The 22,058-nt window shown below is 65.4% G+C and carries 21 protein-coding genes; 12 read left to right on the top strand and 9 right to left on the bottom strand.

The window, feature by feature from the left end:
- The first annotated feature begins 60 nt into the window (after positions 1 to 60).
- The 7 genes from dusB (at position 61) to AB4Z32_RS22030 (ending at position 6,012) form a co-directional block, all read left to right on the top strand.
- A complete protein-coding gene (dusB, locus tag AB4Z32_RS22060; protein ID WP_442124014.1) occupies positions 61 to 1,086 on the top strand; it encodes a tRNA dihydrouridine synthase DusB in 1,026 nt (341 codons plus the stop codon).
- Positions 1,087 to 1,173: 87 nt separating this feature from the next.
- Positions 1,174 to 1,407, top strand: coding sequence for a helix-turn-helix domain-containing protein (locus AB4Z32_RS22055; protein ID WP_036235444.1), 234 nt, complete (start codon positions 1,174 to 1,176; stop codon positions 1,405 to 1,407).
- A 97-nt stretch (positions 1,408 to 1,504) separates the two neighbouring features.
- On the top strand, positions 1,505 to 3,091 hold the full coding sequence (gene purH, locus AB4Z32_RS22050) for a bifunctional phosphoribosylaminoimidazolecarboxamide formyltransferase/IMP cyclohydrolase (protein ID WP_442124013.1): 1,587 nt from the start codon (positions 1,505 to 1,507) through the stop codon (positions 3,089 to 3,091).
- 140 nt (positions 3,092 to 3,231) lie between these two features.
- Positions 3,232 to 3,774 carry a crossover junction endodeoxyribonuclease RuvC gene (gene ruvC / locus AB4Z32_RS22045; protein WP_442124012.1) on the top strand — a complete coding sequence of 181 codons (543 nt, stop codon included), beginning with the start codon at positions 3,232 to 3,234 and terminating at the stop codon, positions 3,772 to 3,774.
- Between the two features lie 19 nt (positions 3,775 to 3,793).
- Positions 3,794 to 4,372: a Holliday junction branch migration protein RuvA gene (gene ruvA, locus AB4Z32_RS22040; RefSeq protein WP_442124011.1), complete on the top strand. Its 579-nt coding sequence runs from the start codon at positions 3,794 to 3,796 to the stop codon at positions 4,370 to 4,372.
- A gap of 109 nt (positions 4,373 to 4,481) precedes the next feature.
- Entirely contained in the window at positions 4,482 to 5,549 is a 1,068-nt protein-coding gene (gene ruvB / locus AB4Z32_RS22035) for a Holliday junction branch migration DNA helicase RuvB (protein ID WP_442124010.1), read from the top strand.
- 10 nt (positions 5,550 to 5,559) lie between these two features.
- Positions 5,560 to 6,012 (top strand): YaiI/YqxD family protein, encoded by a 453-nt coding sequence (locus AB4Z32_RS22030; RefSeq protein ID WP_442124009.1) that lies wholly within the window; start codon positions 5,560 to 5,562, stop codon positions 6,010 to 6,012.
- Here the strand turns inward: AB4Z32_RS22030 and AB4Z32_RS22025 are convergent.
- The 3 genes from AB4Z32_RS22025 to AB4Z32_RS22015 form a co-directional block, all read right to left on the bottom strand.
- Complete coding sequence (locus AB4Z32_RS22025) at positions 6,009 to 6,461, bottom strand: hypothetical protein (RefSeq protein ID WP_442124008.1); 453 nt, start codon at positions 6,459 to 6,461, stop codon at positions 6,009 to 6,011. The two genes, AB4Z32_RS22030 and AB4Z32_RS22025, sit on opposite strands and share 4 nt — an antisense overlap.
- 91 nt (positions 6,462 to 6,552) lie before the next feature.
- A complete protein-coding gene (locus AB4Z32_RS22020; protein WP_442124007.1) occupies positions 6,553 to 8,736 on the bottom strand; it encodes a putative bifunctional diguanylate cyclase/phosphodiesterase in 2,184 nt (727 codons plus the stop codon).
- A 33-nt stretch (positions 8,737 to 8,769) separates the two neighbouring features.
- Positions 8,770 to 9,216 carry a DUF2147 domain-containing protein gene (locus AB4Z32_RS22015; protein ID WP_442124006.1) on the bottom strand — a complete coding sequence of 149 codons (447 nt, stop codon included), beginning with the start codon at positions 9,214 to 9,216 and terminating at the stop codon, positions 8,770 to 8,772.
- Between the two features lie 203 nt (positions 9,217 to 9,419).
- On the opposite strand from AB4Z32_RS22015, the gene AB4Z32_RS22010 reads away from it, so the two are divergent.
- From AB4Z32_RS22010 to AB4Z32_RS22000, 3 genes are read left to right on the top strand one after another with little or no spacing between them, the layout of a single operon-like run.
- Positions 9,420 to 11,225 carry a CIA30 family protein gene (locus AB4Z32_RS22010; RefSeq protein ID WP_442124005.1) on the top strand — a complete coding sequence of 602 codons (1,806 nt, stop codon included), beginning with the start codon at positions 9,420 to 9,422 and terminating at the stop codon, positions 11,223 to 11,225.
- A 21-nt stretch (positions 11,226 to 11,246) separates the two neighbouring features.
- On the top strand, positions 11,247 to 12,389 hold the full coding sequence (locus tag AB4Z32_RS22005; RefSeq protein WP_442124004.1) for a sensor histidine kinase: 1,143 nt from the start codon (positions 11,247 to 11,249) through the stop codon (positions 12,387 to 12,389).
- The gene (locus AB4Z32_RS22000; RefSeq protein WP_442124003.1) at positions 12,374 to 13,003 is read left to right on the top strand and encodes a response regulator transcription factor; all 630 of its coding nucleotides are present in this window, start codon (positions 12,374 to 12,376) and stop codon (positions 13,001 to 13,003) included. Before AB4Z32_RS22005 ends, AB4Z32_RS22000 begins: the two co-directional genes overlap by 16 nt.
- Here the strand turns inward: AB4Z32_RS22000 and AB4Z32_RS21995 are convergent.
- The 5 genes from AB4Z32_RS21995 to AB4Z32_RS21975 all read right to left on the bottom strand — a co-directional run bounded on the left by AB4Z32_RS21995 (position 12,970) and on the right by AB4Z32_RS21975 (position 18,999).
- A complete protein-coding gene (locus AB4Z32_RS21995) occupies positions 12,970 to 13,608 on the bottom strand; it encodes a hypothetical protein (RefSeq protein ID WP_442124002.1) in 639 nt (212 codons plus the stop codon). The two genes, AB4Z32_RS22000 and AB4Z32_RS21995, sit on opposite strands and share 34 nt — an antisense overlap.
- An 82-nt stretch (positions 13,609 to 13,690) precedes the next feature.
- Positions 13,691 to 16,489 carry a valine--tRNA ligase gene (locus AB4Z32_RS21990; protein ID WP_442124001.1) on the bottom strand — a complete coding sequence of 933 codons (2,799 nt, stop codon included), beginning with the start codon at positions 16,487 to 16,489 and terminating at the stop codon, positions 13,691 to 13,693.
- A gap of 39 nt (positions 16,490 to 16,528) precedes the next feature.
- Positions 16,529 to 16,966, bottom strand: coding sequence for a response regulator (locus tag AB4Z32_RS21985; protein ID WP_442124000.1), 438 nt, complete (start codon positions 16,964 to 16,966; stop codon positions 16,529 to 16,531).
- A complete protein-coding gene (locus AB4Z32_RS21980; RefSeq protein ID WP_442123999.1) occupies positions 16,963 to 18,138 on the bottom strand; it encodes a sensor histidine kinase in 1,176 nt (391 codons plus the stop codon). The genes AB4Z32_RS21985 and AB4Z32_RS21980 overlap by 4 nt, the downstream gene beginning before the upstream one ends.
- A 180-nt stretch (positions 18,139 to 18,318) precedes the next feature.
- Entirely contained in the window at positions 18,319 to 18,999 is a 681-nt protein-coding gene (locus AB4Z32_RS21975) for a class I SAM-dependent methyltransferase (protein WP_442123998.1), read from the bottom strand.
- Positions 19,000 to 19,322: 323 nt separating this feature from the next.
- Between AB4Z32_RS21975 and AB4Z32_RS21970 the strand changes: the two genes are divergently transcribed.
- A complete protein-coding gene (locus AB4Z32_RS21970) occupies positions 19,323 to 19,976 on the top strand; it encodes an ANTAR domain-containing response regulator (RefSeq protein ID WP_442123997.1) in 654 nt (217 codons plus the stop codon).
- 5 nt (positions 19,977 to 19,981) lie between these two features.
- Here the strand turns inward: AB4Z32_RS21970 and AB4Z32_RS21965 are convergent, their stop codons facing one another.
- Positions 19,982 to 20,998, bottom strand: coding sequence for a GlxA family transcriptional regulator (locus AB4Z32_RS21965; protein WP_442123996.1), 1,017 nt, complete (start codon positions 20,996 to 20,998; stop codon positions 19,982 to 19,984).
- Between the two features lie 137 nt (positions 20,999 to 21,135).
- On the opposite strand from AB4Z32_RS21965, the gene AB4Z32_RS21960 reads away from it, so the two are divergent.
- Positions 21,136 to 22,058, top strand: a 923-nt coding sequence (locus tag AB4Z32_RS21960; protein ID WP_442123995.1) for a zinc-binding dehydrogenase, incomplete at its 3' end; no start/stop codon positions are given.

Below are 22,058 nucleotides of genomic sequence, written 5' to 3'. Positions count from 1 at the left end.
AAATTGAGCAGCGCTTCGGGTAAAATAGCGAGTTCCCGATTATTTTCTGGTTTTTCTCCCGTGCAAATTGGTCCCTACGCGCTGCGTAACAATGTCTTCGTCGCTCCGATGGCCGGGGTGACCGACCGCCCGTTCCGTCAGCTGTGCAAGAAGCTCGGCGCCGGCTATGCGGTGTCGGAGATGGCAGCCTCGAATCCTCGCCTGTGGGCCAGCGAAAAGTCTTCGCGGCGCACCGACCATGCGGGCGAGATGGAGCCGAAGGCGGTGCAGATCGCCGGCGCGGTGCCGGAAGAACTGGCGGAATGCGCGAAGTTCAACGTCGACCGCGGCGCCCAGATCATCGACATCAATATGGGCTGCCCGGTCAAGAAGGTCTGCAACAACTGGTGCGGCTCGGCCCTGCTGCAGCACGAAGACCTGGTCCAGCGGATCCTCGAAGCCGTGGTTGGTGCCGTCGACGTGCCCGTCACGCTGAAATTCCGCACCGGCTGGGACCGCCAGAACAAGAATGCCCTGACGATCGCGCGCATGGCCGAGCAGGCCGGCATCGCCATGCTGACCCTTCACGGCCGCACCCGCGCCGACGGCTACAAGGGCGATGCCGAATACGACACCATCGCCGCGGTAAAGGCGGCGGTCTCGATTCCGGTGGTGGCGAATGGCGACATCACGACCCCGGAAAAGGCGAAATTCGTGCTCGACCACACGGGCGCCGACGCCGTCATGATCGGGCGCGCGGCCCAGGGCCGTCCATGGATCTGCCGCGAGATCGATCACTACCTGCGCACCGGCGAATACCTGCCGGCGCCGCTGGTCGAGGAAGTGCGCGAGCTGATGAACGAACACCTGCCGGCCCATTACGCCTTCTACGGCGAATACCTGGGCGTGCGCACCGCGCGCAAGCACATCGGCTGGTATGTGCAGGACCTGCCCGGCGGCGAAGAATTCCGCCAGCGCATGAACCTGCTGGAATCGACCGCCGAGCAGCTGGCGGCCGTGGATGAATTTTTCAAATCGCAACAGCGGTATGGCGAGCGGTTACAATACCGGCCCGCGCATTCCGATGATGTCGCGATTGCGGCATGAACGAATAATCAAGTAATAGCAAAAAAATAAGAAACAATCGGAGACAGGGCTGCCAAAAGCGGCACATCAACCAAGGTGAAGTAGCACATGAGCAAAGAAAGTATCCAGGAAGTCGTTCAGAAAAGCCTCGAAGATTATTTCAACGACCTGGGCGAGCAGAAACCGACGAATATCTACGACATGATGCTGCTGACCGTCGAAAAGCCGATCCTGCAAGTGGTGATGACCCGTGCCGAGGGCAACCAGTCGCATGCCGCGCAGATGCTGGGCATTAATCGCAATACCCTGCGCAAGAAATTGCAGGAGCACGGGCTGCTGTAAACGCCGGCGGGAGGGCCGGCGTGCGAGCGTGCGCCGACCCTGTCCGGCGTAGTAGACACTCCATGCTCGCACCGATTTTTATCAACAGGCCTCTCCCATGATCAAACAAGCCCTCATTTCCGTTTCCGATAAAACCGGCGTGCTCGATTTCGCGCGCGCGCTGTCCGCACTCGGCGTGAACATCCTGTCGACCGGCGGTACCGCCAAGCTGCTGCAGGACAATGGCGTCCCCGTCACCGAAGTCGCCGACTACACGGGTTTCCCGGAAATGCTCGATGGCCGCGTCAAGACCCTGCACCCGAAAGTGCATGGCGGCATCCTGGCGCGGCGCGACTTTCCCGAGCATATCGCCAAACTGGAAGAGCATGGCATCCCGCAGATCGACATGGTGGTGGTCAACCTCTACCCCTTCCAGGCCACGGTCGCCAAGGAGCAGTGCTCGCTGGAAGATGCGATCGAGAACATCGACATCGGCGGCCCGACCATGCTGCGCTCGGCGGCCAAGAACCACCGCGACGTCGTCGTGCTCGTCGATCCGGCCGACTACGGTCCGGTGCTGGCGGAAATGAAAGGTACCGGCGAGACCGCCGGCAGCGTGTCCTACGACACCAAGTTCCGTCTGGCAAAGAAAGTCTTCGCCCACACCGCGCAGTACGACAGCGCGATCACCAACTACCTGACCAGCCTGGGTGATGACAAGCAGCACGCCACCCGCGCCGCCTACCCGCAGACCCTGAACCTGCACTTCGAGAAGGTGCAGGACATGCGCTACGGCGAGAACCCGCACCAGAGCGCCGCTTTCTACCGCGACCTGGTCCCGGCCGCCGGCAGCCTGGCCAACTACCGCCAGCTGCAGGGCAAGGAACTGTCGTACAACAATATCGCCGATGCCGATGCCGCCTGGGAATGCGTCAAGACGATGAAAGGCCTCGAGCAGCCGGCCGGCTGCGTGATCATCAAGCACGCCAATCCCTGCGGCGTGGCGATCGGCGCCGACGCCCTGGACGCCTACCAGCGCGCACTGAAGACCGATCCGACCTCGGCCTTCGGCGGCATCATCGCCTTCAACGTGCCGGTCGACGGCCAGGCGGCCGAAGCGATCGCGAAGCTGTTCGTCGAAGTGGTGATCGCCCCGGCCTTCACGGCGGAAGCGCGCCAGATCATGGCGGCCAAGCAGAACGTGCGCCTGCTCGAGATTGCGCTGGGTGAGGGCCAGAACCTGTTCGACGTCAAGCGCGTCGGCGGCGGCCTGCTGGTGCAATCGCCGGATGCGAAGAACGTACTGCCGGCCGACCTGCGCGTGGTCACCAAGAAACAGCCGACCCCGCAGCAGCTGGCGGACCTGATGTTCGCCTGGCGCGTGGCCAAGTTCGTCAAGTCGAACGCGATCGTGTTCTGCGCCAACGGCATGACCCTGGGCGTCGGCGCCGGCCAGATGAGCCGCATCGATTCCGCCCGCATCGCCTCGATCAAGGCCCAGAACGCCGGCCTCTCGCTGGTCGGTTCGGCGGTGGCGTCGGATGCCTTCTTCCCGTTCCGCGACGGCCTGGACGTGGTGGTCGATGCCGGCGCGACCTGCGTCATTCACCCGGGCGGCTCGATGCGCGACCAGGAAGTGATCGATGCGGCTGACGAGCGTGGCGTGGTCATGCTCTATACTGGCACCCGCCACTTCCGTCACTGATCTGGCGATATGCGTGGGGTGATTGATGCCGGGGGCCTCAATCACGAGCCCACGCACCTTGCGTGGCATGTTTGCCATGCACCTGTGTTTTTGCACAGTATTTTTCCCACGAAACAAGCCAGCCGGTATAACATTCGATAATGATTATTCTCGGCATCGACCCGGGCCTGCGCACGACGGGGTTCGGGGTCATTGAAAAACACGGGCAGCGGCTGCGCTACATCGCATCCGGCACCATCAAGACCGGCACGGAGGGCGCCTTGCCGCCGCGCCTCAAGATCATCCTGGCCGGCATCAGCGAAGTCATCGCCACCTACAAGCCGGCCTGCGCGGCCATCGAAAAAGTCTTCGTCAACGTCAATCCGCAGTCGACCCTGCTGCTCGGCGCCGCGCGCGGCGCCGCCATCACGGCGCTGGTCGGGGCCGATCTCGAGGTGGCGGAATATACGCCGGCCGAGGTCAAGCAGGCCGTGGTCGGTAGTGGCAAGGCCGTCAAGGCCCAGGTCCAGGAAATGGTGGCGCGCCTGCTGAAACTTCCCGGCCTGCCCGGCACCGACGCCGCCGACGCCCTCGGCATCGCGATCTGCCACGCCCACGGCATGGATGCGCTGGCGCTGATCGGTTCGCTGTCCCCGGAAAAGCAGGCCCTGCACATGCGGCGCGGCCGCCTGGTCTCCTCCTGATTACATTGAAAGGTCAACCATGATCGGTCGTCTCTCCGGCGTGCTGCTGGAAAAGAATCCCCCGCAAGTGCTCGTGGATTGCCAGGGCGTCGGCTACGAGGTCGACGTGCCGATGGGCACCTTCTACAACCTGCCGCACACGGGCGAGAAGGTGGTGCTGTTCACCCACTACGTGGTGAGGGAAGACGCCCACCTGCTGTTCGGCTTCGGCTCCGCCAACGAGCGCGCCGTGTTCCGCCAGCTGATCAAGATCACCGGCGTCGGCGCCCGCACCGCGCTGGCCATCCTGTCCGGCATGTCGGTGGCCGACCTGTCCCAGGCCGTGACCCTGCAGGAAGCCGGACGCCTGGTCAAGATCCCGGGCATCGGCAAGAAGACCGCCGAGCGCCTGCTGCTGGAACTGAAGGGCAAGCTGGGTGCCGACATCGGCGCGGTCGGCGGCGCCGTGCAGGACGACGCCCAGGCTGACGTGCTCAATGCGCTGCTGGCCTTGGGGTATTCTGACAAGGAAGCGCTGGCTGCGATCAAGAACATGCCGGCGGGGACCAGTGTTTCCGAGGGCATCAAGCTGGCCCTCAAGTCGCTGTCGAAGGCCTGAAACCCGTCGTTCCCGCGCAGGCGGGAACCCAAGTTCTGCTTGAGCTATCGAAACGCACGCAAACTTGGATCCCCGCCTTCGCGGGGACGACGTTCATTCGCTAACACATATGAGCATCCAAACCGACAACTTCACCGAGCAGCGCATCATCGACGCCGCGCCGGCCTCGCCGAACGAGGAGGCGATCGAGCGCGCCTTGCGGCCCAAGCACCTCGACGAATACGTCGGCCAGTCGAAAATCCGCGACCAGCTCGAGATCTTCATCTCGGCCGCCCGCAAGCGCCGCGAGGCGCTCGACCACACCCTGCTGTTCGGTCCGCCTGGCCTGGGTAAAACCACGCTGGCCCACATCATCGCGCGCGAGATGGGCGTGAACCTGCGCCAGACTTCCGGCCCGGTGCTGGAACGTCCGGGCGACCTGGCTGCGCTGCTGACCAACCTCGAAGCGAACGACGTGCTGTTCATCGACGAGATCCACCGCCTGTCGCCGGTGGTCGAGGAGATTTTGTATCCCGCGCTCGAGGACTACCAGATCGACATCATGATCGGCGAGGGCCCGGCCGCGCGTTCCGTGAAGCTCGACCTGCAGCCGTTCACCCTGGTGGGAGCGACCACCCGCGCCGGCATGCTGACCAATCCGCTGCGCGACCGCTTCGGCATCGTCGCCCGCCTCGAGTTCTACAACGTCGACGAACTCACCAGGATCGTGACCCGCAGCGCGGCGCTGCTGGAGGCGCCGATCAACGAGGACGGCGCGCGCGAAGTCGCCAAGCGCGCCCGCGGCACCCCGCGTATCGCCAACCGCCTGCTGCGCCGCGTGCGCGACTATGCGGAAGTGAAGGGCACCGGAGAGATCACCAAGGACATGGCCGACCGCGCATTGAAGATGCTGGACGTCGACACCGTCGGCTTCGACGTGATGGACCGAAAGCTGCTCGAGGCGGTGCTGTTCAAGTTCGCCGGCGGTCCGGTCGGCATCGGCAACCTGGCGGCGGCGATCGGCGAGGCCGCCGACACCATCGAGGACGTGCTTGAACCCTACCTGATCCAGCAGGGCTATCTGCAGCGCACCCCGCGCGGGCGCATCGCCACGCCGCTGGCCTATAAGCACTTCGGCGTCGCCGCACCCCGCATCAGCCCGACCGGCGACCTGTGGGACAACCTGCCGCCGGCATAAGGCGCCGGCCATGGAAATCTGGGTCGATGCCGATGCCTGCCCGGGCGTGATCAAGGACATCCTGTTCCGCGTGGCCGAGCGCCTGCAGCTGCAGGTGACTCTGGTCGCCAACCAGCTGATCCGGGTGCCGGGTTCGCGCTTCATCCGCGCCCTCCAGGTGCCGAGCGGGCCCGACGTCGCCGATACCGAGATCGTCGAGCGCCTGGCGCCGGGCGACCTGGTGATCACCGGCGACATTCCGCTGGCGGCGCGGGTACTGGAGAAGGGTGGGGATGCGCTGAATCCGCGCGGCGATTTCTACACCAAGGACAATATCGCCCAGCAGCTGACGATGCGCGCCTTCATGGAAGAGTTGAGGAGCGGCGGCATCGATACCGGCGGCCCCGCCGCCTTCAGCCAGACCGACCGCCAGCAGTTTGCGAATGCCCTCGACAGGCATCTGGCGCGCCGTCCAAAAATTTAGAACCGCGAACCGCGCCGCTCCGCCGACGAATGGCGCTGGACCAGCACAAGCGCGGGCTCGCTGCGTTCGCGCTGGCGCATCGGGCGCTGGCGGCGATCCGGCGCTGCCGGGTAGACGAAGCTGATGAACAGCAGTACCGCGAACGACACCAGCATGCCGCTGGCCCACAGCAGCTCGGCATTGGTGCGCGTCGCCAGCGCGACGATGCCGGCGGTCGCCGGGATCAGCAGAAGCAGGCCGCCGAGCATGCGGACATGCGGGGAACGGCGCATGCGCTTGCCCAGCACGGCGATGTAGAGGAAGCTGAGCGCTACCAGCGCGAGCCCGGCCAGGCCGCCGGCGACCATCCAGGCCGGCATGCCGGTCTGGCCGGCATTGGACAGCAGCGCCGGAGGCAGGATGAGGACCAGGCCTCCCGCGAGCAGGGCAAGCAGACGCAGAAAGATCATGAGGCGGTTTCCTTGACGCATGGCCGCACTGGATGTAGTCGATTCACTGGATTTCCTTGGATCAGGCACAACGATGAGTCAGGCAATCTTATCATTGAGATAATTGCTGATGCGCACGTTTGAAGGCCTGTGCCGCAAATCCGCTCCGCATCCATGGCATGGCCTGGCTGGCCAGCCATTGACCGATGATTCGCCGTGGAACGGCCTTCGAAAACAGATAACCCTGGCCGAAATCGCAGCCGGCGTGCTGGAGCAGTTCGAGCTGTTCGGGTGTCTCGATGCCTTCGGCGATGACCTGCATGCCGAGCTTGTGGGCCATCGTGACGATCGTTTCGCACAGGGCGAAGTCGGTGGTGCCGGCTTCCAGGTGCATGACGAAGGAGCGGTCGATCTTCAGGTACTGGAACTCGAATTTTTTCAGGTAGGACAGGGAGGAATATCCGGTACCGAAATCGTCCAGCGCCAGGTCGATGCCATGCTCGGCGATCTGGCGCAATTGCTGGACGACGATGGGGTTGTTGTCGAGCAGCATGCCCTCGGTCACTTCGACGGTCAGGGTATGTTCCGGCAGCGCGGCATTCCTGGCCAGCTGGAAGCAGCGCTCGCAGGATTCGCGGCCGGACAGCAGCTGGACCGGGGACATGTTGACGCCGACCTGGAGGATGGTGCCATGCTCCCGTTTCCAGTCGGCGACGTCGCGCACCACCGTCTCGAAGATCTGTTCGCCGAGCTCGACGATCATCCCGGTTTCTTCGCACAGGGGAATGAATTCGGCCGGGCCGATCATGCCGCGTTGCGGATGGGTCCAGCGCACCAGCGACTCCGCCTTCTGCAGAGAGCCGGTCGCCAGGTCGACGATGGGCTGGTAGTGGACTTCGAGCTGGCGTTCGCCCAGCGCGTTGCGCAAGTCCTTGATCAGCTGCCGGCGCGCCTGGGCGCGCTCCTGCATCACATGCGAGAAATACGCATAGCGGTTGCGTCCCTGCTGCTTGGCCACGTACATGGCCTGGTCGGCGTGCTTGATCAGGCTTTCCATGTCGGCGGCGTCGCGCGGGTAATGCGTAATGCCGATGCTGGCCGACAGGTGCAGGGTTTCGTCGGCGATGGCGAACGGGCGGGCCATCGCCTGGATGATGGTTTGCGCCGTCCGGTCGACGGTGCGCGCCGAGGCCAGCAGCACCATGAACTCGTCGCCGCCGAGGCGCGCCACGGTGTCGCCGTCGCGCGTGCAGTCGAGCAGCCGCTTCGCGGCATCCTTCAGGATCTCGTCGCCCGCGGAGTGGCCCAGGGTTTCGTTGACGTCCTTGAAGCGGTCGAGGTCGATCACCAGCAGGGTGAAGCTGCCGGCCTCCTGGTCGGCATCGTGGATCGCCTGGGCCACGCGCTCCATGAACATCTGGCGATTCGGCAGGCCCGTCAGGACATCGTAGTTCCCCTGGCGCCAGGCAAGTTCTTCCGCGCGCTTGCTCTCGGTGATGTCGGTGCCGATCTCGATGTAGTTGCGGACCTGTCCGTCCGGACCGCGGGCGGCGGTGATGGTGCGGTATTCGGCCAGTACGTGGCCATCCTTGTGCCGGCTCCACAATTCGCCCTGCCAATTTCCGGTGGCGCGCAGCTGCGCCCACAAGGCTTCATCGAAGCCGGGCTCTTGCAGGCCGGCGGCGTACACGCGCGGCGCCTTGCCGGCAATTTCGTCCAGCGAAAAGCCGCGCACGACGGTGAAGGCCGGATTGACCGCCTCGATGCGGCCCTCGGGGTCGAGCACGGCGATCGCATCGTGGCTGTTCTCGAACATCAGCGAAGCGAGTTCGAGCTGGTGCCGGTTATGGACATGTTCGGTGATGTCGTGCACGACGCCCATCAGCAGGCGGCAGGCGCCGTCCGCATCGAGCACCGGCGTCACGGTGACCTCGCCGGTCTTGGTGCCGGTCGGGTAGGACGACACTTCCTGCCAGCGTACGACCTTGCCGGTGACAATGGCTTCCCGGTATCTCGACTTCACCAGGTCCAGCGATGCGGGAGGGATGATCGCGTCGACTTCCTTGCCGACCACCGCGGAGACCGGCAGGCCGGTGGTTTCGGTGAAGCGTTCGTTGACAGCGGAAAAGCGGTAACGGTCGCCGTCCAGCACCTCCAGGAAGAAGATGACGTCGGCGACGTGTTCGAACAGGTAAGTCAGGTAAGGCAGGGGCACCGGCGGCGCATCGGGAGCGGCCAGGTAGCGTGCGACCTGGCTGGATGCCGGGTCCGAAGGCTGGTCAACGGGCGGAGTCATGATGCGCAGTGTAACGCACCATGACCCGGTGGTTCACTCCTGGCGAAGCCAGACCTGCGAGCGGCCGAACATCGGCATGCCGACATAGCCGCGTACCTCGACCTTCTTGCCGCCTTCGTGCACCGTCAGCTTGCTCCTGTAGACCTTGCCGTTCTTCGGGTCCAGGATCTCGCCGCCCTTGTATTCGTCGCCGTCCTTCTTCAGGCCGGAGACGATGGTCATGCCGACGATGGGCTGGTCCTTGCGCGCGTCGGTGCAGGCCACGCATTTCGGATTCTGGTCTTCGTCCGGCGCACGGAACAGCTTTTCGATCTTGCCCGTCAGCACACCCTGGTTCTCGGTGATGCGGATCAGCGCGGTCGGCTTGCCCGAGCTGTCGTCGATGGTCTTCCACAGGCCGACCGGCGATCCGTCCTGTGCCCACGCGAGCGGGGCGGCGAGGATGGACGCGATCAATGTGGCCTTGATGAGGGTGCGCATGGTGTCTCCGTTGATTTATGGGTAATCGAGTGTAGCAAACTGTACGGTCGTTCGGTAAACAGCCGGACGGAAATTCTTGCGGGTGACATTTGTCACCTGAAAGTGATGGCGCTCGCTTCTGTCGCGGCCGCCGCCGTTTCCCGATACTGGCGTCAGTGGCAATCGCCATCGACGAAAACCGATACAACAATCAAGGGAAACACATGAAACCGACCATCCTGACTTCGCTGCTGCTGGCCGCCGGCCTGGCCTGCGCTTCCTCCGCCCTTGCCGGCACCACCCTGGTGCAGGACGTGCGGGTGTTCGACGGCAAGACCGCCCACGAACACCGTTCCGTGCTGGTGCGCGACGGCGTGATCGCCGACGGCGACTATCGCGGCAAGGTGCCGGCTGGCGCGCGCGTGGTGGACGGCACAGGCCGCACCCTGCTGCCGGGCCTGATCGACGCCCACGTCCACACCTACCGGCACTTCGAGCTGCCGCTGGTGTTCGGCGTCACCACCGAGGTCGACATGATGGCCCCGGTAACGATCATGCAGGACTTCAGCAAGGCGATGGCGGAAGGCCGCAACCACGACCGCGCCGACCTGTTCTCGGCCGGCACCCTGGTGACCGCGCCGGGCGGCCACGGCACCGAATTCCCGATCAGGATCCCGACCCTGGAGAAGGGCGCCGACGTCCAGGCCTTCGTCGACGAGCGCATCGCCGAGGGCTCGTACTTCATCAAGATCGTGATGGAAGACGGCTTCGGCGACCATCACTTCAACAGCCTCGACCCCGCCACCGTGAAAGCGGTGATCGACGCCGCCCACAAGCGCGGCAAGCTGGCCGTGGTCCACATCAGCACCCTGGCCAATGCGCGCGCCGCGCTGGAAGCGGGCGCGGACGGCCTGGCCCACCTGTTCCTGGGGGCGAAGATGACGCCGGAAGAGGCCGACGGCCTGGCGCAGCTGGCGATGTCGAAGGGCGCCTTCATCGTGCCGACTTTCTCGGTGCTGGAGAGCATGGCGGGCGTGAAGCCGCGCGACATCCTCGACGATCCCGCCGTCGCCGGCCTGCTCGACCGCGAGGAACGCGCTTTCCTGGAAACCGGCTACGGGCAGGTAGCCAGGCCGGCCGCCCTGAACGCGCCGAAGATGGTGACCGCCGCGCTGCGCAAGGCCGGCGTGCCGGTGCTGGCCGGCACCGACGCCGGCAACCCCGGCACCCAGTACGGCGCCAGCCTGCACCACGAACTGGCCGCGCTGGTCGAGGCCGGGCTGAGCCCGCGCGAAGCCCTGGTGTCGGCCACCAGCGCACCGGCGAAGGCCTTCCGCCTGGGCAAGCGCGGCGAGATCGCGACCGGCTACAAGGCGGACCTGGTGCTGGTCGAGGGCAACCCGCTGCAGGACATCGGCGCCACCCGCCGCATCGTCGAGGTGTGGAAGGACGGCGAAAGCATGGCCGCGCAGCGCGACCGGCAGCGCGAGCACGTGGCCCAGGAAGCCGCCGGCAAGCGCGCGCTGGCGCTGCCCGCCGACGGCAGGATCAGCCTGCTGAAGGACGGCAGGCTGGCCAGCCCCTTCGGCACCGGCTGGCTGCCGTCCTCCGACAAGTTCGCCGGCGGCGTCTCCAGCGTGAACCTCGATGCCAGGGCCGCACAGGAGGGCGGCGCCGCGATCGCCGTCGACGCCCAGGTCAAGCCCGGTTTCATGTTTCCCTGGGCCGGCGCGGCCTTCATGCCGGGCGCGCAGCCGATGCAGGGCGCCGACCTGAGCAACGCCAGGGTGATCCGCTTCCGGGTGCGCGGCGACGGCCGCAAGTACATGCTGGCGATGGCCTCGACCGGCATGACGATCCCGCGCAGCGTGCCCTTCGAGGCCGGCGCCGAGTGGAAGGAAGTGGCGATTCCCTTCAGCGCCTTCGACGGACTCGATCCGGCCGCAGTGACCATGATAGGATTTAATGCTGGACCGCAACCTGGCGATTACCGCTTCGAGATCGCCGACGTTCGCCTGGTCGACCGCTGATAACCACTACAACACCAAGCGATGCAGACTCTCAAGCGCGTGCTGGCCGGGCCCTGGGTGCCGCCGGAACTGGGCAAGCTCCCCTATCTGTGGGCCTTCTCCCTGACCTTCATGCTGTGGCAGTACTTCTTCGTGCCGCCGCGCGCGATCGAGCTCGTGATGTTCGGCGTCACCGCCGTGCTGTTCCTGCCGCTCTACCTGTACAGCTTCTGGGCCGAGGGGCGGGCGGCCATCCTCTGCATCGCCCTGACCTGCCTGATCGGCGTCATCTGGATCCCCTACAACACGGGCGCCGGCACGCTGTTCGTGTTCGCGGCCGGCATGTGCGGGCGCCTGTCGCCGGGGCGCAATGCCTACCGGATGCTGGCGGCGGTGCTGGGCCTGGCGACGGTGGGCGGCTATCTGCTGTCGCCGATCGGCAAGACCTTCCTGCTGGCGCCCTGGATCATCGGCGTGGCGGTGGGCCTGGGCTCGATCATGGAGTCGGAACAGCGGGCCGCGCGCAGGCAGCTGCTGCGCAAGCAGGAAGAGGTCGAGCACATCGCCCGCATCGCCGAGCGCGAACGCATCTCGCGCGACCTGCACGACCTGCTGGGCCACTCGCTGTCGCTGATCGCATTGAAGGCGGAACTGGCGAGCAAGCTGGCCGGGCGCGACCTTGAGGCCTGCAAGCGCGAGATCGGCGACATCGAAACCACCGCCCGCCGCGCCCTGGCCGAAGTGCGGACCGCCGTCACCGGCTACCGCGACAGCGGCCTGTCCGGTGCCCTGGCCAGCGCCCGCGCCAGCCTGGCCGCGGCCGGCGTCGAATTGCGCGAGGACGTGCCGCCGCATTTCCTGCACGGCGCTTTGGCGGCAGGGCAGGAACACGTGCTGGCGCTGGCGCTGCGCGAAGCGGTGACCAATGTGGTGCGCCACGCCGGCGCCACCCGCTGCACGGTCAAGCTGGCGCTGGAAGGGCAGGAGGCCGTGCTGCGCGTGGCCGACGACGGCGACCGCCTGCCCGCCGGCGGCGAAGTCCGCGCCGGCAACGGCCTGAGCGGCATGCGCGAACGCGCCGCCAGCGTGGGCGGCCGGCTGGCGATCGCCGTGGACAAGGGCATGCGCCTGGAGCTGCGCCTGCCGGTGAAGGAATCGAAGGAGACGGCATGTCCGCGAATCTGATCCCGCATCCGATCCGTATCGTGATTGCGGAAGACCAGGCCCTGGTGCTGGGCGCGCTGGCGGCCCTGCTCGGGCTGGAAGCCGACCTCGAGGTGGTGGGCACGGCCGGCAACGGCAAGGACGCCTTGGCGCTGTGCCGCGAGCTGCGGCCGGACGTCGTGCTGACCGACGTCGAGATGCCGCAGATGACCGGCCTCGAACTGGCGGCGCGGCTGGCAGAACTCGACCTGCCGAGCAAGGTGGTGATCGTGACCACCTTCGCGCGCAGCGGCTACCTGCGGCGCGCGCTGGAGGCCGGGGTGCGCGGCTACCTGCTGAAGGATGCGCCGGCCGAGAACCTGGCGGCGGCGATCCGGCAGGTGGCCGGCGGCGGCAGGGCGATCGCGCCCGAGCTGGCGCTGGAGAGCTGGAGCGCGGGCCAGGACCCACTGTCCGACCGCGAGCGCCAGGTGCTGCGCCTGGCCGGCGAGGGCAAGACCAGCGCCGAGATCGCGAAACAGGTCCACCTGTCCGAGGGCACGGTGCGCAACTACCTGTCCGAGGCGATCAGCAAGCTGAATGCCGGCAACCGGATCGAGGCTTACCGGATGGCGAGGAATGCGGGCTGGCTCTGATCAGGATAGGGCGTACCGTCGGGGAACCGGCATCGGGCAACCTCACTGAAGGCCGTCTTGTGCCAGACCAGCCGCCGGGCAAGTAAGGGATTCCCGTTCATTCTCTCAGGACTCGCGGTGTCGCACTTGAAAAGTCGCTTGTGCATCCGATAAGCGAAGACCTCGTCGATCTTGGGATGCGAATGCAGGGTGGCGTGTTCGTAGAAAACGAAATAAGCGGGATTTTCCGGGCTAATACGCCGGATCTCGAGGGCAAACTCGCTGTCGACATACGTTTCGCCCCGTCGCTTCCTTGTGTAGTTATCGGAGTATCTCTCGGTGCCATGCCATCCGCGTTGAAAGCGGACCGCGATGCCTTCGCGCCGAGTGCATTCTCCAATCTTGATGAAGCGGTGGGCTTCGTTTTTGAATCGGTAGAAATAGACGCCAATCGAAGCACCGACGCCCGCAGCCTTGAGACATTTGAGTACATGGTTGTCTGGAGCCACGATCAGATCGTCGGGGCTGGCAAGGAGTACGCATACCACGCGCTCCTTCCCCGTGCCGCGCCCTGACGCGGCCTGGTATTCCTGGTACGCCATGCGGCAAGGTTCTGAATTCATCATCGTTGTGCCAGTAGAGTGTTCGTGAGGTCGAAAAAAATGCGCCGGCGTGAACCGGCGCATTTTAGTGAACGGCGATGAATGATCAGGCCGGCGGCAGCTTGCCCAGCTGCTCCTGCATCTTGGCCAGGGTGGCGCCGAAGTTGGCGACGCGTTCGCGTTCCTGGGCCACCACGGCGGCCGGGGCGCGGGCCACGAAGCTTTCGCTCGACAGCTTGCCCTCGGCCTTGGCGATCTCGCCCTGCAGGCGCGCGATCTCCTTCGACAGGCGCTCGCGCTCGGCGGCGACGTCGATCTCGACCTTCAGCATCAGCTTGGTGGTGCCGACGATCGACACCGCGGCCGGCGATTCCGGCAGGGCGTCGACGATCTGCACTTCCGACAGCTTGCCCAGCAGCTGGACGTAGGGCGCGAAGCCCTTGGCCGCTTCGCGGTCGGCTTCCGAGCCCGGCTCGACGATCAGCGGCACGCGCACCGACGGCGACAGTTTCATCTCGCCGCGCAGGTTGCGGGTGGCGTCGGTCAGCTTCTTGAACTGCGCCATCCAGGCTTCCGCGCCTTCGTCGATCGCCGCTTCGTCGGCGATCGGGTAAGGCTGAAGCATAATGGTGTCGCCGGTTTTACCCGCCAGCGGCGCGACGGCCTGCCACAGGGCCTCGGTCACGAACGGAATGATCGGATGCGCCAGGCGCAGGATCACTTCCAGCACGCGCAGCAGGGTGTGGCGGGTGGCGCGCTGCTGCGCCTCGGTGCCTTGCTGGACCTGGACCTTGGCCAGTTCCAGGTACCAGTCGCAGTACTCGTCCCACACGAAGCTGTAGATGCTGCTCGCGATGTTGTCGAAGCGGTAGTCGGCGAAGCCCTTCGCCACGTCCTGCTCGACGCGGTTCATCAGCGAGATGATCCAGCGGTCGGCCTGCGACAGGTCGGCCGGATCAGGCTTCCCGCAGTCCTTGCCCTCGGTGTTCATCAGCACGAAGCGGGTCGCGTTCCACAGCTTGTTGCAGAAGTTGCGATAGCCTTCGGCGCGGCCGAGGTCGAAGTTGATGTTGCGGCCCAGCGAGGCGTAGCTGGCCATGGTGAAGCGCACGGCGTCGGTGCCGAAGGCCGGGATCCCTTCCGGGAATTCCTTGCGCGTCGCTTTCTCGATCTTCGGCGCGCTGCGCGGGTCCATCAGGCCGGTGGTGCGCTTGGCCACCAGCTCGTCGATGCCGATGCCGTCGATCAGGTCGATCGGGTCCAGGGTATTGCCCTTCGACTTGGACATCTTCTGGCCGGAGGAATCGCGCACCAGGCCGTGCACGTAGACCGTCTCGAACGGCACCTTGCCGGTGAAGTGCGCGGTCATCATGACCATGCGCGCGACCCAGAAGAAGATGATGTCGAAGCCGGTCACCAGCACCGACGACGGCAGGAACAGGTCCATGTCCCTGGTCTGTTCCGGCCAGCCCATGGTCGAGAAGGGCACCAGGGCCGAGGAGAACCAGGTGTCGAGCACGTCCTGGTCGCGCTTCAGCTCACCGCTGATGCCGGCCGCCGCCGCCTTCTGCTGCGCTTCCTCGTCACTGCGGGCGACCACGATCTCGCCGTTCGGGCCGTACCAGGCCGGAATGCGGTGGCCCCACCACAGCTGGCGCGAGATGCACCAGTCCTGGATGTTGTTCAGCCACTGGTTGTAGGTGGTGGTCCAGTTCTCGGGCACGAACTGGATCTCGCCGTTCGCCACTTTTTCGAGCGCCACGTCGGTGATCGACTTGCCCGGATTGAAGGTGCCTTCCGGCGCCGGCTTGCTCATCGCGACGAACCACTGGTCGGTCAGCATCGGCTCGATGATGACGCCGGTGCGGTCGCCGCGCGGCACCATCAGCTTGTGCGGCTTGACCTGTTCCAGCAGGCCCTGGGCTTCGAGGTCGGCGACGATTTTCTTGCGCGCTTCGAAGCGGTCCAGGCCGCGGTAGGCTTCCGGCGCGTCGTCGACGATTTTCGCGTCGAGCGTCAGGATGCTCGGCATCGCCAGGTGGTGGCGCTGGCCGACCGCGTAGTCGTTGAAGTCGTGGGCCGGGGTGATCTTCACGCAGCCGGTGCCGAAGGCCTTGTCGACGTAGCTGTCGGCGATGACCGGGATCTCGCGGCCGCTCAGCGGCAGCTTGAGCATCTTGCCGTGCAGGTGGGTATAGCGCTCGTCGGTCGGATCGACCGCGACGGCGACGTCGCCCAGCATGGTTTCCGGACGGGTGGTGGCGACCGTCAGGTGGCCGCTGCCGTCCGCCAGCGGGTACTGGATGTACCACATCGAGCCGTCTTCTTCCTGCGAGTCGACTTCGAGGTCGGAAACGGCGGTGCCCAGCACCGGGTCCCAGTTGACCAGGCGCTTGCCGCGGTAGATCAGGCCCTGTTCGTACAGGCGCACGAAGACTTCGGCCACGGTCTGCGAGCGCGGCTCGTCCATCGTGAAGTATTCGCGCTTCCAGTCGGCCGAGGCGCCCAGGCGGCGCATCTGGCCGGTGATGGTGTTGCCCGACTTTTCCTTCCACTCCCAGACCTTCTCGACGAAGGCTTCGCGGCCGAGGTCGTGGCGCGAGATATTCTGGGCGTCCAGCTGGCGCTCGACCACGATCTGGGTCGCGATGCCGGCGTGGTCGGTGCCCGGGATCCAGGCGGTGTTATAGCCACGCATGCGGTAGTAGCGGGTCAGGCCATCCATGATGGTCTGGTTGAAGGCGTGGCCCATGTGCAGGGTGCCCGTCACGTTCGGCGGCGGCAGCTGGATGCTGAACGAAGGCTTGTCGGCGTCCATGGTGGCGGCGAAATAACCTCGCTGTTCCCATTCGGTACGCCAGAATTGTTCGATGTCGGCTGGCTCGAAAGACTTGGCTAATTCCATGATATGGCTGTAGTGGCGTTTAATTTGCGGAAACGGTCATTATAGATGACGGGATGGCCCCTGCAATGGCGGCCGCGTCACCGGTTGGTATTCTCCGCGCAGGACGCTGTCGATCTGCGCGAAGGTGGCGGGCTTGGTCAGGTGGTGGTCGAAACGGGCGTCGATCACGCGCGCCAGCGTTGCCTGATCGTTCCAGCCGCTCAGCGCAGCGACCACGATCCGTTCCAGGCCGGTAATCCGGCGCAGCCCGACGGCGGTCTCATAGCCATCCATGACCGGCATGCCGAGATCGAGGAAGACGACCTCCGGCTGAAACTCGCGGGCACGCGCCAGGCCGCGCGCACCGCTGGCGGCGGTGGCGACTTCATGGCCGTACAGTTCGAGCCCGACGGCCATCAGTTCGCGGGCGTCGTCATTGTCGTCGATCAGCAGGATCCGTCGCGCGGGCGTCGGTCGTCCCTCGGCAGGCGCGCTCACTGGAGGTCGTCTGCACGCAAGCCTGGCTGCAGACGGCGCGGCAAGGTGAGGCGGAAGGTCGTGCCCTCCGCCTCGTTCGACTCGACGCTGATGCTGCCCTTGTGCGCGGTGACGATCTCGCGTGCGATGAACATCCCGATGCCGAGGCTGGTTTCGCGGACGTCGTTTGCATTCTGCTTGATCGCCAGGCGCACCAGCGGATCGAACACGCTGCCGATTTTGTTGGCCGCAATGACGGGCCCTTTGTTGTTGACGGCAACGCTGACGTCCTGCTCGGTCGACGACATGCGCACGCCGATCGGTTCGCAGGGCGCGCCATACTGCAGCGCATTGCCGATCAGATTGGACAGGACTTGTGCGAGCCGGTTGTCGTCGCCATACAGGTCCTCGCGGCTGAAACTGTTGAAATCGATGATGCGCTCGGGATGGGAGGTGCGCAGTTCGTCGACGACGTTCATGCAGACCTCGGTCAGGTTCATCCTCTTCAGCTTGACCGGAATGCCGGCCCCGAGGTGGGTGCGGGTAAAGTCGATCAGGTCGGCGATCAGTTTGTTCATCCGCTGGCCGCTGTTGAACATGCGCGTTGCCGCCAGCACGTACTTGCTGGGTATGTCGTTCGCCCGCATCAGGAAGGTGGAGCCGGTGACGACCGTGCCGAGCGGGTTGCGCAGGTCGTGTCCGAGAATGGCCAGGAACATGTTTTCCGATTGCTTGACCATGGCGGCGTAGCGCGCAACCGATTCGGCCAGTGCCTGGTCGATGGCTTCGTTGAAGCGCATCACGTCTTCCATGTCGGTGACCTGGGTATCCTTTGCCTGCGACGCCCACAGGTGCAGCACGCTGGAGCGCAGCGCCCGGTATTCCGATACCAGCTGGTCGACATTGTAACCGGACAGCAGGCGTGCCTCGGCATGGGTTTCCGCTGCGCTATCCTGTTTGCCGCGCGGCGCTTTTCCTTTGGATTTCTCCGCCTGCTCGAGCGATGTTTGCGGCGTCTTGAGGTCGTCCGCGATCGCCGTCAGCATCAGCTTGGCGTGGTCGCGCAGTGCGATGTCGTCCATCGTCAGGGCTGGCGGTTCGATGGTGCGCGCAAAGTCTTCCCACTCCTGCAGGATCGGCTCCATGTTCGTGACGATGAAGTCGGATAATCGTATGGTTGTTTTCGTGAGCATGCCTGCCTTGTGCGAATGCGGGTAAAGTCAGGACGGCTGCCCGGACTGCAGCACGATCAGGAAGACGACCGAAGGAGATTCACGCAGGAATGATCCGCCATGGCGAACGCAGGCTGGGGGAGAGACCGACAATAATGAGGCCTGAGGGATGCGGCACCAATATACAGCCGGAACCCGCTATTACCTACTCTTATTTTCCCGGATGCCGATCAGCGAGCCCACCAGGATCAGCGACACCGGTTTCCCGGTGTCCGGATGCACGGGTTCGCGGATTTCCCGCAGCCGCAGGCCATGGCTGAGGTACAGATCGACCCAGCTGCCCAGTGTGCGGAAATACCAGGGCGGCGGATCGGTGAAGCCGGCGTTGAAACCCGCCCAGCTGCCTTCGCGCCAGCCGTCGCGGTAGGGCGCATCGCCGCAGGCCGCGACCGGATGCATGGTCTGGACTACGAAATGGCCGCCGGGCCTGAGGAAGCTCGGCGCCGCGCGGAACAGGCCCGCGACGGACTCTTTGCCCAGCAGCGAAAAATTGCAGATGGCGACATCGAGGGCCAGGTCCAGGCCGCCCTGCGCGATCTCTTCGTAGGACATGCTGCGGAAGTCGCCGCCGCCGGCCTGGCGCGCGGCCTCGACCAGGCCGGGCACGACGTCGACGCCGAGCATGGCGACGCCGTCGAGCGCGCGCACCAGCCAGCCCTCGCCGCAGCCGATATCGATGCCGCTCGCCGGCCCGAGGCTGCGCACCGTGTCGACGATGGCGCGGTTGGTGACCAGGGTGCGGCTGGCGATTTCGCCTTCGCGCACCGCCTGCACCCACGGCGAGGTGTTCTTGCCCCAGGAGGCGATGATTTTCGTGTCCATGATCGCTCGATTCTAACCAAAGGAAGGCGCCGAAGCGCCGTCTTTTATTTGCCGCAGCCCAGCGAGCCATCGCATCCACGTTGAAGATCTCCGGCTTGACCGAGTCTGGACGCGGCGACCAGCGACTTCACGTCCGCCTTTGCGCCGGGGTTTGAATCGTGCACGAGAGTTATTGCTCTATCGTCTTTGCATATGATTCAATTGATACAGATCGAAATGCACCGAGAATGTGCATTCTATATTTTTCGCCGCCGGAACCGGAGTTGGGAAGACTCCGTCAATTCCGGCGATTGCTTCTTCTTCCGCTGCGAGAACACAACACGATGAGTGCGCCCGCTTCCTCCCGCCGGCCGATCCTGCTGGTCGACGACGATCCCCTCCTGCTCGAATTCCTCGCCACCGTACTGCAGCACGCCGGCTACGACACCGTGGGCGCCGCCTCGGCGCCGGAAGCGCTGCAATGCATCGCCGAACGGGATGCCGCGCACCAGGAACCTTGCTTCGCGATGGCCCTGCTCGACATCACGATGCCCGGCATGTCCGGCCTCGACCTGGCGCGCCGCCTGAGGGAGCACACCGAGGTGCCCTTCATGTTCCTGTCCTCGGTGGACGATGCCGAGACCGCGCGCCAGGCTGCCAGCCATGGCGCGCTCGGTTTCGTGGTCAAGCCGGTGGATGCGGCCCGCCTGCTGCCGGCCTTCGAGGCGGCGCTGGCGCGTGCGGACGAGATCCGCCAGCTGCGCCGCACCGAGGCCAACCTGAACGCGGCCCTGGCCGCCGGCCGCGAGACCAGCCTGGCCGTGGGCCTCCTGATGGCGCGCTACCAGACCGACAGGAATACCGCCTTCGAAGTGCTGCGCGACCATGCGCGCTCGAGCCGGCGCAAGGTCAACGAGGTGGCCGAACAGATTGTCGCGGCCGAGGAGCTGCTCAACAGCCTGCACGGGGCGTTCGCGGGCCGGCTGCGCGGCAAGTAAAAGGCTTAGTTTCGCTGCGCCGAGGCCACGCCGGTGGTGGCGAAGCGTTCGCGGTAGAGGGTGGGGGCGATCCCCATCCGCTTCTGGAAGGCGCGGCGCATCTGCGCCTCGCCATTGAAGCCGGCGCGCGCCGCCACCGTCTTGAGCGGCAGTGCGAGGTCGGCCAGCAGTTGCCGGGCGCGTTCGAAGCGGCAGGCGGCGATGAATTCCTGGGTACTCATGCCGACTTCCTGCAGGAAGACGCGGGCGAAGTGGCGCTCGCTCATCATCGCCTTTTCCGCCAGCTGGGTCACGCTCAGCCGCTCGTGCAGGTTTTCGAGGATCCACTTCTGGATCTCGCGGATGCCGGGCCGCGCCGTGCGTTCGCTCAGCAGGTGGGAACTGAACTGCGACTGTCCGCCCGGGCGCTTCAGGTAGACCACCATGTCGGTCGCCACCTGCAGCGCCAGCTCCTTGCCGAAATCCTCTTCGACCAGGGCCAGCGCCAGGTCGATCCCGGCGGTGACGCCGGCCGAAGTCCACAGGTTCCCGGCGCGCACGAAGATGGCGTCCGCATCGACGGCGATGTCCGGATGCTCGGCCTGCAGGCGTTCGGCCACGCTCCAGTGGGTGGTCGCGGCCTTGCCGTCGAGGATCCCGGCCGCGCCGAGGAAGAAGGCGCCGGAACACAGGGCGGCCAGGCGCTGCAGGCGCGGGCCGGCGGCGGCGACCCAGTCGACGATGGCGCCGCCTTCGGCCAGCGCGCGGTGGATGTCGCGGGCGCCGACGACGATCGCCGTATGCGGCAGCGCCAGCAGGTCGAGGCACTTGCCGGCGTGCAGCGACATCAGGGTATCGGAGGGCACGCTGCCTTCGCTGCTGGACGCGATGCGCACCTCATAGCCGTCCGGCTTGCCGCTCTTGCGCAGGTGCACGTTGGCATATTCGAAGACCGACATCGGACCGATGGCTTCCATGGCCTTGAAGCCGGGATAAACGACGATATCGACGGTAATTGCCGGGGACGCTGGCCTGTTCTGCATGGGTCTGTACTGCTCTTGACGGCTGACAAATCCGGTCATTATTGCATTAATTTCGGACATCCAGCAGAGCGCCTATTGGCCGCGGCATGGCTTGTGCGGATAATGGCAGGATTGCACAACCACTCAGGAAATCCCATATGAAAACCAAGGCAGCGATTGCATGGCAGGCGGGTAAGCCGCTGACGATCGAGGAAGTCGAGCTCGAAGGCCCTAAGGCGGGCGAGGTGCTGGTCGAGGTCAAGGCCACCGGCATCTGCCACACCGACTGGTACACGCTGTCGGGCGCCGATCCGGAAGGCATCTTCCCGGCCATCCTCGGCCATGAAGGCGCGGGCGTGGTGGTCGACGTCGGTCCCGGCGTGACATCCCTGCGCAAGGACGACCACGTCATCCCGCTGTACACGCCGGAGTGCCGCCAGTGCAAATTCTGCCTGTCGCAGAAGACCAATCTCTGCCAGGCCATCCGCTCCACGCAAGGCCGCGGCCTGATGCCGGACGCCACCTCGCGCTTCTCGCTGGACGGCAAGCCGATCTACCACTACATGGGCACCTCGACCTTCTCGAACTACATCGTGGTGCCGGAAATCGCACTGGCCAAGATCCGTTCCGACGCACCCTTCGACAAGGTCTGCTACATCGGCTGCGGCGTCACCACCGGCATCGGCGCCGTGATCTTCACGGCCAAGGTGGAGGCGGGCGCCAACGTGGTCGTGTTCGGCCTGGGCGGCATCGGCCTGAACGTCATCCAGGCGGCCAGGATGGTCGGCGCCGACAAGATCATCGGCGTGGACATCAACCCTGGCCGCGAAGAGATGGCCCGCAAGTTCGGCATGACCCACTTCGTCAATCCGACCCAGGTCGAGAACGTGGTCGACGCCATCGTCCAGCTGACCGACGGCGGCGCCGATTACTCCTTCGAATGCATCGGCAACGTCACCACCATGCGCCAGTCGCTGGAGTGCTGCCACAAGGGCTGGGGCCAGTCGATCATCATCGGCGTGGCCGAAGCGGGCAAGGAGATTTCGACCCGTCCGTTCCAGCTGGTCACCGGCCGCGTCTG

The sequence above is a fragment of the Massilia sp. 2TAF26 genome (assembly GCF_052115005.1).
In the GTDB taxonomy this organism is placed as follows: domain Bacteria; phylum Pseudomonadota; class Gammaproteobacteria; order Burkholderiales; family Burkholderiaceae_D; genus Telluria.
This window is presented reverse-complemented; position numbering and strand designations above follow the sequence as displayed.

Excerpts from the sequence above, each read along its gene's own strand:
- ruvC (WP_442124012.1), top strand. The coding sequence starts at position 3,232 with ATGATTATTCTCGGCATCGACCCGGGCCTGCGCACGACGGGGTTCGGG.
- AB4Z32_RS22025 (WP_442124008.1), bottom strand. The coding sequence starts at position 6,461 with ATGATCTTTCTGCGTCTGCTTGCCCTGCTCGCGGGAGGCCTGGTCCTC.
- ruvB (WP_442124010.1), top strand. The coding sequence starts at position 4,482 with ATGAGCATCCAAACCGACAACTTCACCGAGCAGCGCATCATCGACGCC.
- AB4Z32_RS22020 (WP_442124007.1), bottom strand. The coding sequence starts at position 8,736 with ATGACTCCGCCCGTTGACCAGCCTTCGGACCCGGCATCCAGCCAGGTC.
- AB4Z32_RS22000 (WP_442124003.1), top strand. The coding sequence starts at position 12,374 with ATGTCCGCGAATCTGATCCCGCATCCGATCCGTATCGTGATTGCGGAA.
- AB4Z32_RS21980 (WP_442123999.1), bottom strand. The coding sequence starts at position 18,138 with ATGCTCACGAAAACAACCATACGATTATCCGACTTCATCGTCACGAAC.
- AB4Z32_RS21970 (WP_442123997.1), top strand. The coding sequence starts at position 19,323 with ATGAGTGCGCCCGCTTCCTCCCGCCGGCCGATCCTGCTGGTCGACGAC.
- AB4Z32_RS22005 (WP_442124004.1), top strand. The coding sequence starts at position 11,247 with ATGCAGACTCTCAAGCGCGTGCTGGCCGGGCCCTGGGTGCCGCCGGAA.
- AB4Z32_RS22015 (WP_442124006.1), bottom strand. The coding sequence starts at position 9,216 with ATGCGCACCCTCATCAAGGCCACATTGATCGCGTCCATCCTCGCCGCC.
- AB4Z32_RS22055 (WP_036235444.1), top strand. The coding sequence starts at position 1,174 with ATGAGCAAAGAAAGTATCCAGGAAGTCGTTCAGAAAAGCCTCGAAGAT.
- AB4Z32_RS22030 (WP_442124009.1), top strand. The coding sequence starts at position 5,560 with ATGGAAATCTGGGTCGATGCCGATGCCTGCCCGGGCGTGATCAAGGAC.
- AB4Z32_RS21975 (WP_442123998.1), bottom strand. The coding sequence starts at position 18,999 with ATGGACACGAAAATCATCGCCTCCTGGGGCAAGAACACCTCGCCGTGG.
- AB4Z32_RS21990 (WP_442124001.1), bottom strand. The coding sequence starts at position 16,489 with ATGGAATTAGCCAAGTCTTTCGAGCCAGCCGACATCGAACAATTCTGG.
- AB4Z32_RS21965 (WP_442123996.1), bottom strand. The coding sequence starts at position 20,998 with ATGCAGAACAGGCCAGCGTCCCCGGCAATTACCGTCGATATCGTCGTT.
- ruvA (WP_442124011.1), top strand. The coding sequence starts at position 3,794 with ATGATCGGTCGTCTCTCCGGCGTGCTGCTGGAAAAGAATCCCCCGCAA.
- purH (WP_442124013.1), top strand. The coding sequence starts at position 1,505 with ATGATCAAACAAGCCCTCATTTCCGTTTCCGATAAAACCGGCGTGCTC.
- AB4Z32_RS21995 (WP_442124002.1), bottom strand. The coding sequence starts at position 13,608 with ATGATGAATTCAGAACCTTGCCGCATGGCGTACCAGGAATACCAGGCC.
- AB4Z32_RS22010 (WP_442124005.1), top strand. The coding sequence starts at position 9,420 with ATGAAACCGACCATCCTGACTTCGCTGCTGCTGGCCGCCGGCCTGGCC.